This is a genomic window from Parablautia sp. Marseille-Q6255, assembly GCF_951230155.1.
GTDB lineage: Bacteria > Bacillota > Clostridia > Lachnospirales > Lachnospiraceae > Choladousia.
In genome coordinates this window covers 81553-98589 of sequence record NZ_CATNVD010000003.1, presented here as the reverse complement: position 1 = coordinate 98589, position 17037 = coordinate 81553, and the positions used below count along the sequence as shown (strand labels likewise).

At 49.6% G+C, this 17037-nt stretch carries 12 protein-coding genes; 10 read left to right on the top strand and 2 right to left on the bottom strand.

Annotation, left to right across the window (positions count from 1 at the left end; translation table 11 throughout):
- Window positions 1-57 precede the first annotated feature (57 nt).
- Window positions 58-1194: an ROK family transcriptional regulator gene (locus QOX44_RS03975; RefSeq protein WP_283681394.1), complete on the bottom strand. Its 1137-nt coding sequence runs from the start codon at window positions 1192-1194 to the stop codon at window positions 58-60.
- A 150-nt stretch (window positions 1195-1344) separates the two neighbouring features.
- Window positions 1345-2466: an ISAs1 family transposase gene (locus tag QOX44_RS03970; protein WP_283681393.1), complete on the bottom strand. Its 1122-nt coding sequence runs from the start codon at window positions 2464-2466 to the stop codon at window positions 1345-1347.
- 447 nt (window positions 2467-2913) lie between these two features.
- Here QOX44_RS03970 and QOX44_RS03965 point away from each other — a divergent pair, with 447 nt between their 5' ends.
- The 10 genes from QOX44_RS03965 (at window position 2914) to QOX44_RS03920 (ending at window position 16747) form a co-directional block, all read left to right on the top strand.
- Complete coding sequence (locus tag QOX44_RS03965; RefSeq protein WP_283681391.1) at window positions 2914-4002, top strand: alcohol dehydrogenase catalytic domain-containing protein; 1089 nt, start codon at window positions 2914-2916, stop codon at window positions 4000-4002.
- A 90-nt stretch (window positions 4003-4092) separates the two neighbouring features.
- On the top strand, window positions 4093-5475 hold the full coding sequence (locus QOX44_RS03960) for an ABC transporter substrate-binding protein (RefSeq protein ID WP_283681390.1): 1383 nt from the start codon (window positions 4093-4095) through the stop codon (window positions 5473-5475).
- Window positions 5476-5619: 144 nt separating this feature from the next.
- Window positions 5620-6555, top strand: a complete 936-nt coding sequence (locus QOX44_RS03955; protein ID WP_283681389.1) for a carbohydrate ABC transporter permease — start codon at window positions 5620-5622, stop codon at window positions 6553-6555.
- A 33-nt stretch (window positions 6556-6588) separates the two neighbouring features.
- On the top strand, window positions 6589-7413 hold the full coding sequence (locus QOX44_RS03950; protein WP_283681388.1) for a carbohydrate ABC transporter permease: 825 nt from the start codon (window positions 6589-6591) through the stop codon (window positions 7411-7413).
- Between the two features lie 13 nt (window positions 7414-7426).
- Window positions 7427-8584 (top strand): ABC transporter ATP-binding protein, encoded by a 1158-nt coding sequence (locus QOX44_RS03945; RefSeq protein WP_283681387.1) that lies wholly within the window; start codon window positions 7427-7429, stop codon window positions 8582-8584.
- Window position 8585: 1 nt separating this feature from the next.
- The gene (locus QOX44_RS03940; protein ID WP_283681386.1) at window positions 8586-9707 is read left to right on the top strand and encodes an ABC transporter ATP-binding protein; all 1122 of its coding nucleotides are present in this window, start codon (window positions 8586-8588) and stop codon (window positions 9705-9707) included.
- Window positions 9708-9903: 196 nt separating this feature from the next.
- Window positions 9904-11445: an FGGY-family carbohydrate kinase gene (locus tag QOX44_RS03935; protein WP_283681385.1), complete on the top strand. Its 1542-nt coding sequence runs from the start codon at window positions 9904-9906 to the stop codon at window positions 11443-11445.
- Between the two features lie 256 nt (window positions 11446-11701).
- Window positions 11702-12763, top strand: coding sequence for a tetratricopeptide repeat protein (locus QOX44_RS03930; protein ID WP_283681384.1), 1062 nt, complete (start codon window positions 11702-11704; stop codon window positions 12761-12763).
- Between the two features lie 47 nt (window positions 12764-12810).
- Entirely contained in the window at window positions 12811-14052 is a 1242-nt protein-coding gene (hflX, locus tag QOX44_RS03925) for a GTPase HflX (RefSeq protein WP_283681383.1), read from the top strand.
- A 262-nt stretch (window positions 14053-14314) separates the two neighbouring features.
- Entirely contained in the window at window positions 14315-16747 is a 2433-nt protein-coding gene (locus QOX44_RS03920) for a ribonucleoside triphosphate reductase (protein ID WP_283681382.1), read from the top strand.
- Window positions 16748-17037: the final 290 nt, after the last annotated feature.

Here is a 17037-nt window from a genome sequence, read left to right as displayed (position 1 = left end):
GTACGGTGAAAAAGCAAAACTCCGGCAGATTTTCGTTTGAAGAATCTGCCGGGGTTTTTAAATTGTTTTGATGAACTGGTCGATCAGCATCAGTGCGCCGCCTGTCGCAGAGGCTTCGCTCTTGCAGACGCAGACGGAGAGATAATCCGCATTGTCGCAGAAGGGATCTTCCTGCTGCACCAGCTGGCGGATCTCATCCAGGTATGGCTCGATGTACTGGCCGAGATAGCCTCCGATGACGATGCTGCAGTCAAAGAGCATGCGGACGGTGTTGATCGTGATGACGAGGTAGTGAAGATATTCTTTCCACCGGGTGACCGCTTTTTCGTCTTTTTGCTCAAGAAGCTGGAAGAAAAGTGCCAGATCCCCCTTTGTCATGTTGGATAGGACCTTGGTGGAGCAGTAGGAATCCATGCAGCCTCGTTTGCCGCAGTAGCAGAGTCTGCCGTTGCGGACGATTTTCATGTGGCCGATCTCTCCGCTGCGGTTATCCAGGCCGGAGTATGGTCCCCGTCCCAGGATCGGCGCGCCGCAGATCGTATCGCTCATCATCATATAGAAAAAATCTGAGACATTGCGGTTGTACCAGTTTTCTGCGTAGGCAGCGGAGCGGGCGTCATGGCAGAAACGGGTCGGATACGGAATATACCTGGAGAATTCCGCGCAGGTGACGTACGGATCGAGCCGCAGCACACCATTGTAGTAGGTATGATCCCCGTCCTTTGTGATCAGTGCGGGGACGACCAGAGAGACTCCGAGCACCTGGGTATCTGCCACACCTGCCTCTTTGATCACGTCAGAGATCGTATCTGCGATTTTTTTAAAGTAGGCGTCACTTTTTACAAATTTCTGGCGATAGCGCACGTGAGCGATTATCGTCCCGCGCAGGTCGCTTGCGACTGCTGAAATATGGCGGTTGGTAATGTTTACTCCGATCGCCACGCGATAGTCTGATACTACGTCGTAGATCTTGGGGCTGCGTCCTCCGGTGTCACTTTTCCCATCAAAAGAAAAGATCAGATGGTCTGCTTCCAGATTGGCGATATTTTTACTTACTGTGGGCAGACTAAGTCCCAGTTTTTTTGCCAGAGCAGGACAGGAGGACTCGCCAGCTTCTCTGAGCTGGTTGTAGATCCTGAGCCGGTTGTTTCTTTTTATATCTGTTCTCGTAATGCTTTCCATCTGTTCAAACACGGCAGACTCCTTGTCAGTTGAGAGTTTGTCAGTTGCATATGTAAATGATTCTAAGCTATATCGTAGTCAAAGTTTGAACAGGTGTCAAGTGGTTTGCACAGGACAAACGCATGAATTGTTTTCCTTCCTCTTTCTCAAAATATCTTGTTTTTAAAAATTTAATACCTGCTCCAAAAACTCCGCTGGGTTCATACTGATTACAAACCGTTTCTTTTTCATTGACAGATTAGAGCGGAAAATTTCTACCATTTTCAGTATACTTAAACACCATTTCCTTACGATGTTTAAATTTTCTGCTGCCTGCTTATCCAGCGTTGTGTTGCCATCTTCCTTAAATGTTACATCCAGCTGCCAGTGCATACTTTCTACACTCCAGTGACCTCTCACTGCACGGCTGAACAGCTCTATATCTTCATTTAGGCTGCTGATATAATAACGGAACTCTTTTTTCTCCTCGCCATCTTTTTGAATCGTCTTTTCTTCCATTCCAATACTTTTAAGCCCTTTCCAGTCCTTCTTCTGAGACAGCCATCCAGTTTCTTTTGTCTGGTAATATTCCCGGATTTCTAACTGGCTGTGGGCTTTTTCAATTGTTTTTTTATAATTCCCCTTCTTACGCAGTTCTTCTTTTATCTTCATATCATTCAGGTACAGACTCACATCCTCATGCAGCGTCCTTTGGTTTTCCTTTAACGCCAATACATAGTCTCCCTGTTTCGAACGGATCTTTTCGGCTATGGCTGTCTGCGTTCCCATAGCATCAATCGTCACAACCTGACCTTTGATCCGGATTTTCTCCAGTAATTCCGGTATCGCCGTAATCTCATTACTCTTGGTATTTACCACCTTCTGACCAAGACTGAAGCCATCTTCTTTACTCCAGGCGGTTATGATATGGTTCGCTTTTCCTTCTTTTCTTTTATTGGAACGCATTGTTTTTCCATCAATGCAGATCAGCTTACGCAATGTTTCTCCTTCATTTTGATTCAGTAATTCCTGCCATTTACCATAAAGCTGCTGCAGGATTTCCGGTGACAGCATTCCAAACACACGGCAAAGTGTATCATGAGACGGAATCCCGTTTTTCAATTCGATATATTTTTTCAAATATGCTTCATGATAATGGGCAAAATACTCCATTTCAACCCAGTCATCCACATTTGCAAGTGTAGCAAACAAAACAATCACGATTATGTCCTTCAGCTTGTGCCGTACTTTCCTCTGCTGTCGTTTATCTTCGATATAATCCATCCATTCCAGCAGCTCATCCATAGCAAAACCCCCTTTTTCTTTTTATCATACCAGAAAAAGGGAATTTGTTCACAATTTATTTACTCATGCGTTTGTCCTGTGGTTTGCATAGAGTTGCAGACGTTTTGGTAGAAATGTCCCGTGACAGTTCGCACAGTCAAAGAAACGGCGATAATATTTACGATTGTTGTATGAAATGGTAGGTGAAAGGTGAAAAACGGCGTAAACGGTCGAAAAATGACGGCAAACACAAGCATAATAACGGTATGGTTGTGCAATATGAATAAAAAGGAAAGTGTCTATTTGGGAATTAAGTCAATTGAAATAATCTCACAATGCGGATATAATTCGATTATAAAATTAATTATAAAATTGTTTATAAAATGATTTTATTAATGGACGGAAGAATATGTTGGAATGCCGGAACGGGACGGGATGCCCGCGGCAGACAGAAGGAGGAAGAAGACTATGGCAGCAAAAGGAAGTATTCCAAAGACAATGAAGGCGCTGGTCGCATACGGCAGAAACGAGTACCGTTTTGAACCGGAATATCCGACGCCTGAGTGCGGACCGGACGATATCATCATCAAGACAGAGGGCTGCGGCGTATGTGCAGGCGATCTGAAGTGCCAGCACGGCGTAGCGATGTTCTGGGGCGATGAGATGCAGCCGGCATGGGTAAAGCCGCCGTTCATTCCGGGACATGAGTTTTTCGGAAGAGTGGTACAGATCGGTGAGAATGTCACAGAGTATGAGATCGGCGACAGGATCACAGCAGATCAGATCGTACCGTGCGGAAAGTGCAGATTCTGTAAGGACGGACATTACTGGATGTGCCAGCCGCATGATATGTACGGATATCAGTATTACAATAACGGCGGAATGGCCGAGTATGTGAAATATGTAAAGAACAGCGTGATCACACGTGTGCCGGAAGAGATGAGCGTAGAGCAGGCACTTCTGATCGAGCCGTACGGATGCTCCAAGCATGCAGTAGACCGCGCCGGCATTACAAATGAAGATGTCGTAGTGATCTCCGGTGCAGGAACACTCGGACTTGGCATGATTACATATGCGAGAATGAAAAATCCAAAGCTTCTGATCGTACTTGATATGCAGGACAATCGTCTGGAGAAGGCAAAAGAGTTTGGCGCAGACCTCGTATTCAATCCGGGCAAATGCGATATAGACAAAGAGATCAAAGCGCTGACAGATGATTACGGCTGCGATATTTATATTGAAGCAACAGGAAATCCGGCAAGCGTACGTCAGGGTCTGACCGTGATCAGAAAGCTGGGCACCTTTGTAGAGTTCAGTGTATTTGGTTCCGAGACTACGGTTGACTGGTCGATCATCGGTGACAGAAAAGAGCTGGATATCCGCGGTTCTCATTTAAGCCCGTACGCATATCCGTTTGTGATCGACAATATGATGAAAGGCAATCTGAAGACAAACGGCGTGGTATCTCATATCTTCAAGCTGGAGGAGTGGGAAAAGGCATTTGAATATGCGACAGGAAAGTACGGTGACTTCAAGGTAGCATTTACATTTGACTAAATGTGGAAAGTAATTCGGCAGGCAGCACGAATACAGCAATACAAAACGGAAAGAAAACCAATTATATTCAGGGAAAGTAAGGAGGTAAAAATGAAAAAGAGAGCATTGGCAATTACGATGAGCGCGGTGATGGCAGCTTCTATGTTTGCATCTGTAGGTGTATCTGCAGAGGAAGGTTCTGAGTTTGACTGGAAGGCATATGAGGGAACCACTTTGAATGTTATGTTCAACGAGCATACGTATGCAGACGCAGTTATTGCAAAGCTTCCGGAGTTTGAGGAGCTGACAGGAATCAAGGTAGAGTACTCCACGACTCCTGAGGCAAACTACTTCGACAAGCTGAATACAGCACTGAGCAGCCGTTCCGGACAGCCGGATATCTTTATGACAGGTGCTTACCAGACATGGGAGTACGCTCCGGCAGGATATATGGAGCCGCTCGATGCTTACATCGAAGATGCGACAAAGACTTCTCCGGATTACAATTATGATGATTTCATTCCGGGTATCATCAACGCACTCCGCTGGGATCTTGTTCCGGGCCATGCAGTAGGTGAAGGCGAGCTCTGGGCACTTCCGATGGGCTGGGAGATCAACACACTTACTTATAATAAGAAGATATTCGAAGAAAAAGGGATCACTCCTCCGACAACGACACAGGAGCTGTATGATGCAGCAGTTGCCCTGAAAGAGTTTGGCGGATCCGGCACATATGGACTGGCAGTTCGTGGTCTGCGTGACTGGGGAACAATCCATCCGGCATATATGTCCCTGTTTGCAACATGGGGAGCAAAAGACTTTGAAGTAGAAGACGGCAAGCTTGTCTGCAAGCTGGATTCTCCGGAAGCAATCGAAATGACTGATTACTGGGTAAAACTGATCAAGGACGGCGGCGCTCCGCAGTGGTCCACATATGGATGGGAGCTTTGCGGTGCTGACCTCGGAGCAGGAAAAGCAGCTATGATGTGGGATGCAGACCGTGGCGGTTATACACAGAACGTAGAAGGCGCTTCTGCAGAGGCTGGAAATCTTGCATTTGCAGGTATCCCGCTTCCGGAAGGAAAGACAGAGCAGCTTTCCAACCTTTGGACATGGGCAATGGGTATGAATGCTGATTCCAAGAACAAAGACGCAGCATGGTACTTCTTACAGTACTTCACAAGCCCGGACTTCATGCTGTACTCCGGTACAGAGGGCGCTTGTACAGATACTCCGCGTACATCTGTTATGGAGAGCGAAGAGTATAAGGCGATCGTAGGTCAGGCAGAAGGTTACCTCGAGTCCTTCGAGACAGTTTCTGCAAACGCAAGTATCTTCTTCACACCGCAGCCGTATTTCTTCGAGTGTACGACAATGTGGGCAGAGACACTTCAGGACCTTGTGATCTCTGATACGTATGAGTCTACAGAGGAAGCAATGCAGACACTGGCAGCAAATCTGACAGAGCTTGTTTCTGATCTGGAAGTAGAATAAAAAACAGCAATAGGTATGCGGTAGCTATCAGAATAGTTACGAAAATATATTGAATACCAGTATGATATAGTTGGGTATCTGAAAGTTGAATGACAAGGAGGGTTGCCTGCCCCTCCTTGTTCGTTTATAAGGAGGGGGCACAGTATGGCAAAGAAAAATGCTACAGACAAAGTTTCATGCAATATGAATGCATTGCCATTAAAAACGAGAATGCGGCCGTATCTGATCGTCGCGCCGGCGCTGATTATTACGATCGGTATCATGATTCCGTTCGCAATGGCAATTTATTTTTCTCTGACAAATTATTCGTTCCGTATGCCGACGTATAAATTCGTGTGGTTCGAGAACTGGATCAAGATATTGAAATCAGAAGATTTCTGGAGAGCGCTGTGGGTAACGCTGCGCTACGCATTCTGGAGCACGCTGGTAGAGATGGTCCTGGGAATGGGAGTAGCGATGCTTTTAAACAAGCTGAACAATGCGTTTTCCAAGATTTTAAGAGTTGTGCTGATCTTCCCGCTGATGATCGCTCCGATCACAGCTACGATCGTATGGCAGCTGATGCTGAACAGCTCCGTAGGTATCGTGGAGAAGTTCTTAAATGTATTTGGCGTTTACAATTTCCCGTGGGCAGCTTCCCCGGATACGGCGATGCTGACGGTTGTTATGATAGACGTATGGGTCAATACGGCATTTGTTATGCTTCTGGTGCTGGCGGGGCTTCAGTCACTGCCGAAATCACCGTTTGAATCCGCAAAGATCGACGGCGGCAGCGCATGGTTCAATTTCAAGAACCTGACGCTTCCCATGTTAAAGCCGAGTCTTTACATTGCACTTTTGTTCCGTCTGATGGCAGCGCTTCAGGAGTATGCGATCATCTTCGGACTGACAAAGGGAGGACCGGGCGATACGCTGATGAACCTGTCGCTGACTGCACACCTGACTGGATTTAAATTCCAGAAATTTGGATATGCGCTGCCGTATATCCTTGTACTGTGGGTGATCGTCAATATTACGGCAAAACAGATCGTAAAGAGACAGCGGGCGGCACAGAAGCAGGCCTCCGGTCTGGAAAGCTGATAAAACCAGAAGATCTGAAAGGAGTTATGACGTATGAAAACAGGAAAAAAACGGGTGCTTTCCATTCTGCAAAATGGATTGCTTGCCATTTATGCGATATTTGCTCTGTTTCCGCTTGTCTGGATGCTTATCCTGTCCTTTAAGTCGGATACGGAGATGTTTACAACAACGTTTGTATTTCATCCGACGCTCAGCAATTATACAGAAGTTCTGATGAATTCGGATTACTTCCGGTATATGCTTGACAGTCTGATCGTCTCAGGCGGCGCGGTGCTGATCTCCGTGCTGGCAGGTGTTCCGGCTGCCTATGCTCTGGCAAGGTATGATTTTAAGAAGAAAGAAGACATTGCGTTCCAGATCCTCTCCTTTAAGTTTGCACCGGAGATCCTGGTCGTGCTTCCGCTTTTTATGATCTATCAGAAGCTGGGCCTGTATGATACATATTTTGGACTGATCTGGGTTTATCAGCTCATCTCCATGCCGCTTTTGATCTGGGTTGTACGCGGATATTTTGAGGATATTTCTGTGGAGATCGAGCATGCGGCGCAGGTGGACGGCTACAGCTGGTATCAGATTTTCTTTAAGATGCTGCTTCCGCTGATCAAGCCGGGTCTTGTATCCGCAGCGCTTCTGGCATTCATCTTTGCATGGAACAGCTTTACCTTCCCGCTGATGCTCGGCGGTATCAATGTGCAGCCGATCACAGTTGCAGTTACGAAGTATCTCGGGACCGATACGGCGCACTACGGACAGCTGGCTGTGGCAGCTACTGTTTCCGCACTGCCGGCAATTATCTTTGCACTCTGTATCCAGAAGCATCTCGTAAGAGGATTGAGCTTCGGAGCAGTAAAAGGTTGAGAGGAGTTTGGCTATGGCGAGAATACAGATCGAAAATGTAAAAAAGACCTTTGGAAAGGTCACAGCGCTCGATGGAGTAACGCTTGATGTAAAAGATAAAGAGTTTTTTGTATTGTTTGGACCGGCGGGTGCAGGAAAGACGACGATCTTAAACTGTATCGCGGGGATCGCGATGCCGGAGGAGGGGACTGTTAAATTTGACGGTGAGGTAATGAACCTTGTGGATTCTGCAAACCGAAATGTGGCGATGGTATTTGAAAACTACGCGCTGTATCCGCATATGACCGTCTATGACAATATCGCTTCTCCGATGCGCAGCAAGCTGTACCGGCAGGACGAGGCGACGATCAAGGAAAAGGTCTACAATGTCGCAAAAATGATGAAGATGGAGCATCTTCTGGAGCGTCTGCCAAGCCAGCTCTCGAACGGCCAGAAGCAGCGTGTGGCTATGGGACGCGCTCTGGTGCGCACGCCGAACGTATTTTTGATGGATGAGCCGCTCGCGCATCTGGATGCAAAGCTGAGAAATGCCATGCGTACAGAGCTCAAGGAGCTTCAGGCGAATTTCGGTACAACAAGTATTTATGTAACGCATGACTTTATGGAGGCGATGTCTCTTGGCGACCGGATCGCTATTATTAATGAAGGAAAGGTAGTACAGATCGGTACGCCGGATGATATTTATTACATGCCGTGCAATGAATTCGTAGCGCAGCTTATGGGTGATCCGGAGATTAATATCGTAAATGGAGCGCTTCATAAGAACGGAGGAAAATTTACGTTTGAGATGGAGGATATCGGTGCAGCCTTTGTGCTTCCAGAGGATCAGGAGCTGATGGAGAAGCTGGAAAGCCGTGCCGGAAGCAGGGTGGATATGGCGATCCGTCCGCAGAATGTGAAATACTCCTTCGAGATGCGGGAAGGCTATATGAAATTTAAGGTTTACAGCTATGAAAGTATCGGCAACAAGTCCGTGATCGAGGCGTACAAAGACAAGGTGCAGTTCCGCATGATCGCGCCGAACGGACTGAATGTTAAGATTGATCAGGACATTTATCTTGATCTGCAGCTCGATCATGCCATGTTCTTTGATGCAGCGGGCAAGACGCTGATCGGACGGTACAATGAGGCTGAGATCCGGGCATTATCGGCAGAACAGGGGGGACAGTGATATGGCAGGTCTGACACTTTCACATCTTTATAAAAGATATGACAACAGCGGAAAAAAGAAAAAGGTAAAAAATGATTTTGCTGTAAAGGATTTAAATCTTGTATGTGGTCAGGGAGAATTTGTCGCACTGCTCGGTCCGTCCGGATGCGGAAAGACGACAACACTGCGTATGATCGCGGGACTGGAGGATATCACACAGGGCGATATCTTTATCGGAGACAGACGCGTCAATGATCTGGAGCCGAAGGACCGCAACATTGGTCTTGCGTTTGAGGACTATGCGATGTATCCGCCTCTGACTGTTTACAATAATATCGCATTTAATCTGCGCGCAAAGGGCGTAGACAAAGCGGAGATCGACCGGAGAGTACGCGAGATCGCGCCGCTGATGCAGGTCGAGGATATCCTGGATATGATGCCGGTGAAGCTTTCCGGAGGACAGAAGCAGCGTGTCAATATCGCGCGCGCGATCATCCGGCGGCCGGAGCTGCTTTTGATGGATGAGCCGCTGTCCCATCTGGACGGAAAGGCAAGACAGGCGATGCGTGTGGAGATCAAAAGACTGATCAATGAGATCAAGTGTACGACGATCTACGTTACGCATGACCAGCTGGAGGCGATGTCTCTGGCAGACAAGATCGCGATCATCAATTTCGGCGTACTGCAGCAGTTCGGTACTCCGGCAGAGGTATACGATGATCCGGCAAATGAGTTTGTCGCATCGTTTATCGGTGAGCCGCCAATGAATATTCTGGAGACAACAATCGTGAAAAAGGATGCGCACTTCCTGTTTACTTTTGCAGACAGTGATCTGGAGATCCCTGTACCGGAGCGTTACTACAGCGTAGTAAGCGATGGCTTCCGGTGCAAGATGGGCGTACGTCCGATGGACCTGCTGATCGGTGATGAAAATTCCAGAGGGACGCCGGAGCGCATCGCGACATTCGAGAACCTCGGCGACGAGCGCCGTATCGGTATCCGTGTAGGATCAACACTGATGATGCTGATCACAGATGACGAGAAACGCTATAGAAGCGGTGATATCATCCGTCTGGAGGTACGCGGGGAAAAAACTCACCTGTTTGATCTGGAGAGCGGCGAGCGTATCCGGGAAAAGGGATGACAAATACGAAAAAAGATGGTTCAGGTATCGAAAAATAAATAGAAGCACGGTGTGCTGAATAAGGGGCTGGGCGGAGAATGCGGGGAAATCGGATCCTGCATGGTCTGCGCCAGCCTTTTTGTATGAGTATTTTTATAAGAGCGTTGTGTAAAAATGCAGGCGTGTGCATGAATGGACGGGACAGAAGGAGGAACGTATGAAATATTATATAGGCTTAGACAACGGCGGTACAACGACAAAGGCTGCCATTTTTGACAATACCGGACGGCAGCTGGGCTGCTGCAGCGTGGCAACAGCAGCGCTGACTCCGCGCCCGGAGTTTGTTGAGCGCGATATGGAGGAGATGTGGGACGCAAACTGTCAGGTGGTACGCGGCGTGCTGGAGCAGACAGGGATCGCGGCGCAGGAGGTTGCCGGGATCGGCGTGTGCGGCCATGGGAAGGGGCTGTACCTGTGGGGAAAGGATGACAGACCGGCACGAAATGGTATCATCTCAACAGACAACCGCGCATACCGGTATGTGGAGCGCTGGAAGGCGGACGGGACAGAAGAAAAGGCGTTTGAACGTTCCTGTCAGCATTTGATGAATTGCCAGCCGGTGGCGCTTCTGGCGTGGCTGAAGGAGCATGAACCGGAGAATTATAAGAATATCAAATACGTGTTTGAGTGCAAGGATTATATCCGGTTCCGCCTCACCGGATCAGCAAGAGCGGAGATCACGGACTATTCCGGTGCACATTTTATGAATCTGAAGACGGGAGAGTATGATCCCGAGCTTCTGCGCCTCTTTGGCATTGAAGAGATGGAGGGAGCGCTCCCGCCGCTTTGCCGTGCAGACGAGATCGCGGGCTATGTGACCAGGGAGGCGGCAGACAGGTGCGGTCTGAAAGAGGGGACGCCGGTCGTCGGAGGCTTCTTTGATATCAATGCGTGCGCGGTGGCTTCCGGCGTGATCTATCCGGATTTGATCTGTATGATCGCAGGAACGTGGTCGATCAACGAATATATCCGAAAGGAAGCCGTAGTCGATGGAAGGGTGCAGATGAACTCTCTGTTTGCACTGCCGCAGTATTATCTGATCGAGGAGTCCAGTGCGACCTCAGCGGGCAATAATGAGTGGTTTATCAGTCAGCTTTTGCCGGAGGTAAAAAAAGAGGCGAAGGCGGCAGGGAAGAGTGTCTATGAGATAGTCAATGAGTGGGTGAGTGAGATCTCCCCGCAGACCTTTGTGCCGGTATTCCTTCCATTTTTAATGGCGTCGAATGTGCATCCGAATGCAAAGGCAAGTTTTGTGGGATTGAATGTGTCTCATACGAGGAAGCATATGGCGCGCAGTGTCTATGAGGGCATCGCTTTTTGCCACAGATACCATCTGGAAAAGCTTCTGGCGACCATGGAACAGGAGCCGCGTGCGATCCGTCTCTCCGGAGGTGCGGCAAAGTCGGCGGTCTGGGCGCAGATGTTTGCAGATGTGATGAAGCTTCCGATCGAGACGGTCGAGGCGGAGGAAGCCGGGGCGCTTGGCTGCGCGATCGCGGCCGCTTCTGCGACAGGGGCGTATGCGTCTATGGAGGATGCGATCAGTCATATGACGGTCGTTGGCAGGACGATCGCGCCGAATCAGGAGCTTGCAGATATATATGACCGCAAGTACGCAGTCTATAAAAAAACGCTCACCTGTCTTGACGGGCTGTGGGATGAGATGCAGAAGCTTGTAGAGCTTGGGGAGCAGGCATAGGACAGGTTTACCTGGAAAGGGAGAAAAAGACAAAACAGGAAAGAAGGGACGGGGCTGCTGCGGCAGCTCCGTCTGTCGCAGAAGGGAGAGGATGGACAATCCGCAACCGCAGCATTTACGAAAGGATTTTTTTGTGCTATGATAGCGTCAGCGTGTAAGGGACAAAGCAGTCCCTGCATATGTATGGATGCCGGCGGCGCAGCCCTGCAAAAAGGGCCGGTGCGGGAGGCTGGAGAACGGATAAGGAGTTTAGAGAATGAAAAAAAGTCTGAAGAGGATCAACAGTGTTTTTATTATGGCAGCGGCTATGATGCTTGGCGGCTGTGCGATGGGCGGCGCGACGGGGCAGAATACAGTTGCCGGCAATGCGGCGCTCGATGCGGGAGAGTATCAGCAGGCACAGCAGCTTTTTGCAGATGCAGTCCAAAGCGGTGAGGAAGCCGTGCTTGCATACCGTGGACTGGGGCTTTCTTATATGGGGCTGGCACAGTATGAGGATGCACAGCAGGCGTTTTCGGACGCGCTGGAGTATACAGACGGGCGTATGCCGGAAAATAAGCTGGATCTTCGGCTGCACCTGGCGACGGCGCAGTACAGGCAGGAAGAGTACGAGGATACGATCGAGACGTGCGATGAGATCCTGCAGGAGGAAAAGAAGGGAAATGCGGACGCATACTTTTTAAGAGGGGCGAGCCATCTCTACCGGGGCGAGCAGGAGGAGGCGAAAGCAGATTTTGACGCCGCTGTAAAGCTTGCGCCGGAAGATTATGATCTGTATCTGAATATTTACCAGTGCTATAATGACGAGAATATCTCCGGGCTGGGAGGAGAGTATCTGCAGAGCGCGCTGAATATTCAGGGCGAGGATATGGAACACTATTATAACAGGGGGCGCATTTATTATTATCTGGAGGATTATGAGACTGCGCAAAGCCAGCTGATCGGACCGGTGGAGCAGAAGTATGAGCCGGCGATGGAGCTGATCGGACAGGTGTATCTCAGGCTTGGCGATTATGAGCACGCGCTTGCGACGTACCAGCAGATCCAGGAGGAGTTTGGAAAGACGCCTCAGTCCTATAATGGACTTGCTCTGTGTGCGATGGCAGACGGTGATTACAGCACGGCGCTTTCCTATATCGGGGAAGGGCTTGCGCTGGAGGGAAGCGCGGGAAAGCAGGAGCTGTATTTTAATGAGATCATTGCATACGAGAACATGCAGGATTTTGAGACAGCAAAAGCAAAGGCGCAGGAGTATGTGCAGCGGTATCCGGGAGACGAGGCGGGACAGAAGGAATGGACGTTTCTGTCAACGCGCTGAGTGCATCGGGAAGCGTTTTATATTTTAGGAAAGAACAGGTTCTATATATGGAAATGACAGAATTAAAAGCAATACAGGAGCGGGTGATCCTTGTAGGCGTACAGCAGGCTGTGGGCGATGATACGGAGGAGTCGGTCCGCGAGCTCGGCGATCTGGCTGAGACGGCGGGCGCCAGTGCAGTGGCCTCTGTGATACAAAAGAGAGAGCGGATCCATCCGGGGACGTATATCGGGAAGGGCAAGCTGGACGAGGTGCGCCGCCTTCTCTGGGAGACAGAGGCGACCGGCATCATCTGCGATGATGAGCTGTCTCCGGCGCAGCTGAATAATCTGCAAAGCGAGCTTGACTGCAAGGTGATGGACCGCACGCTTTTGATCCTGGATATTTTTGCGCGTCATGCCACTTCCCGGGAAGGAAAGCTCCAGGTCGAGCTGGCGCAGCTGCGTTACCGGGCGGCAAGGCTTACGGGACTGGGGAATTCTCTTTCCAGACTGGGAGGCGGTATCGGTACGAGAGGACCGGGAGAGAAAAAGCTGGAAATGGACCGGAGGCTGATACGGACAAAGATCAGCCATCTGAAACGGGAGCTGGAAGAGGTGATCCGGCACCGGGAGCTGATCCGGTCGCAGCGCCGCAGGGCGCAGCAGAAGATCGTTGCGCTGGTGGGCTATACCTCAGTCGGAAAATCAGCGATCTTCCGCGCAATGACAGGGGCGGATGTCCTTGAGGATGCGAAGCTTTTTGCGACGCTGGATACGACAACGCGCGGTATTCGCCTGTCAGGCAGTCAGGAGGTGCTTCTGACAGATACGGTAGGCTTTATCAGAAAGCTGCCTCATCATCTCGTGGAGGCGTTTAAGAGTACCCTGGAGGAGGTCTGCTGCGCAGATATCCTGATCCATGTGGTCGACTCCTCCAGTACGCAGATGGAGGCGCAGATGCAGGTAGTATATGAGACGCTGCATGAGCTCGGAGCAGACGGCAAGCCGGTCATTACCGTATTTAACAAGCAGGATCTGCTCGCGGACCGCCAGACCTTTCGTGATTTTCGCGCGGAGCGCAGTATACTGACGTCTGCGCATACGGGCGAGGGGCTCCCTGAACTTAGGGAGGCAGTGGCTGATGTGCTCCGCTCGCAGAAGATCTACATCGAACGGCTTTATCCGTATGAGAAGGCAGGAGTGATACAGCTGATCCGCAAAAAGGGCGAGCTGGTCGAGGAGGCCTATCAGGAGGATGGGATCTTTGTGCGTGCATACGTGCCGGAGAGTATTTATATGAATGTATAGACCGTACAAAAGTTTTCATAAAAAGAAAAACAGACAGCTTACAGATGCCGCAAATACCCGTATAACAGGGCGTTTGCGGCATTTTACATATCTATATTTAGTTGTTTTCTGGAAAAATAATACATATATATAGTATGGATCCCGGCGGGGATCTGGGGAAAGTCCATTGACTTACCTGCGCTGCGGTGTTATACTGGAGTCCGGGTCGCAGTGATGCGAAACAAGATATAGTTATATATATAATGTCAGGGAGGGTTATATTGTGTTTAAAGTGATAAAGCGGGATGGAGAAGTCGCTGATTTTGATCTCGCAAAGATCAGCGGGGCGATAGCGAAGGCATTTGAAGCAAAACAGATGGAATATAACAAAGACATGGTAGATCTTCTGGCGCTGCGTGTGACAGCAGATTTTCAGAGTAAAATAAAGGATGGTCTGATCGATGTAGAGAGTGTGCAGGACAGTGCAGAGCATGTGCTGATCCAGGCAGGCTATGCGGATGTGGCGAAGGCATATATCCTTTACCGCAAGCAGCGGGAGAAGATCCGGAATATGAAGTCAACGATCCTTGATTATAAAGAGATCGTGAACAGCTATGTAAAGGTAGAGGACTGGAGAGTAAAGGAGAATTCTACCGTCACGTATTCTGTGGGCGGGCTGATCCTGAGCAATTCAGGCGCCGTTACGGCAAATTACTGGCTTTCAGAGATCTATGATCAGGAGATCGCGGAGGCGCACCGCAATGCAGATATCCACATTCATGACCTTTCGATGCTTACAGGCTACTGTGCAGGCTGGTCCTTAAAGCAGCTTATTCTGGAAGGGCTTGGAGGGATAAAAGGAAAGATCACATCTGCTCCTGCCAAGCATCTGTCCGTACTGTGCAATCAGATGGTGAACTTCCTCGGTATCATGCAAAATGAGTGGGCAGGCGCGCAGGCATTTTCCTCCTTTGATACGTATCTGGCTCCCTTTGTAAAGGCGGACGGGCTTTCTTATCCGGAGGTCAAGAAATGCATCGAGTCCTTTATCTATGGTGTGAATACTCCGAGCCGCTGGGGGACACAGGCGCCGTTTTCCAATATTACGCTGGACTGGACTGTCCCGAACGATTTGGCAGAGCTTCCGGCGATCGTTGGCGGACAGCCGATGGATTTCTGCTATAAGGACTGTAAGAAGGAAATGGATATGATCAACCGCGCCTTCATCGAAACGATGATCGAGGGGGATGCGAATGGCCGCGGGTTCCAGTATCCGATCCCGACGTATTCGATCACAAAGGATTTTGACTGGTCGGAGACAGAGAACAACCGGCTGCTCTTTACCATGACAGCGAAATACGGCACACCGTATTTTTCAAATTATATCAACAGTGATATGGAGCCGAGCGACGTGCGCAGCATGTGCTGCCGTCTGCGCCTTGACCTGCGCGAGCTGCGCAAGAAGATGGGCGGATTTTTCGGTTCTGGAGAGAGTACGGGAAGTGTCGGGGTCGTGACGATCAATCTTCCGAGACTTGCCTTCCTTGCGGCAAATGAAAAAGACTTTTATCACAGACTGGATCATATGATGGATATTTCCGCCCGTTCTCTGAAGATCAAGCGGGATGTGATCACGAAGCTGCTGGATGAGGGGCTGTATCCGTATACGAAACGCTACCTTGGCTCCTTCGATAATCACTTTTCAACGATCGGTCTGATCGGTATGAATGAGGCGGGACTGAATGCAAACTGGCTGCGTAAGGATCTGACGCATCCGCAGACGCAGCAGTTTGCGAAGGATGTGCTCAACCATATGAGAGAACGCCTTGTGAAGTATCAGGAGGAATACGGAGATCTGTATAATCTGGAGGCAACGCCGGCAGAATCTACGACCTACCGCCTGGCAAAGCATGACCGTGCGCGCTGGCCGGAGATCATCACAGCAGGAAAGCCGGGTGATACACCGTATTATACGAACAGCTCGCATCTGCCGGTAGATTATACGTCCGATATTTTTGATGCGCTTGATATCCAGGATGACCTGCAGACACTCTACACCTCCGGCACGGTCTTTCATGCCTTCCTCGGAGAGCGGCTTCCAGGCTGGAAGGCAGCGGCGACGCTGGTGCGCAAGATCGCGGAGAATTATAAGCTGCCGTACTATACTCTGTCGCCGACGTATTCGATCTGTCAGGCACATGGGTATCTGGACGGAGAGCAGGAGGTCTGCCCGATCTGCGGAGAACGGACCGAGGTCTACAGCCGTATTACCGGATACTATCGTCCGGTGCAGAACTGGAATGATGGAAAGACGCAGGAATTTGCGAATCGTAAGCTGTACGATATCGAGCATTCGGTACTGAAGAAGCACGCGGACGCAGGCGCAGGCGCTGTGTATCAGGCTGGTATGAATGTGGTTGTTCCGAAAGAGATCAGCCGCCCGGATGATTGCGATGTGGCCGGGGCTCAGACAGAGGGCAGCGGCGAGGTGCGGTATCTTTTTACGACAAAGTCGTGCCCAAACTGCCGGATCGCAAAGGAGATGCTAAGAGGTGTAGCCTATGAGACCGTTGATGCTGAGGAAAACCAGGAGCTTGTCAGCGAATACGGGATCATGCAGGCTCCAACGCTCGTGGTACTGTGCGGCAATACCGTTGACAAGTATGTAAATGCTTCTAATATCAAACGATACGTAGAAGAAGCCCGTCTGGCATAAAAATATAAATATAACAGAAATAATCCGGACCGGTCAGGGATCAAAGGTGATTTCCTGACCGGTCCGGATTATTTCATAGTGTCCGTTGTGTAAAAGCGTGGGAGTGTGCAAAACGCACGTTTGTTTTTGTATAAGACATAAGTTATGCGCACAGTATCTTGCATGCATCTGGATTATACAGTACAATGAGCACAAAGTGAACTGAGGGACTGCTGTCGGCTGCTTTGTGAGAGTATGCGGATGTGCAGCAGATATATCCGGCTGGCATGGAGAGAAAGATGGGAGGAGTC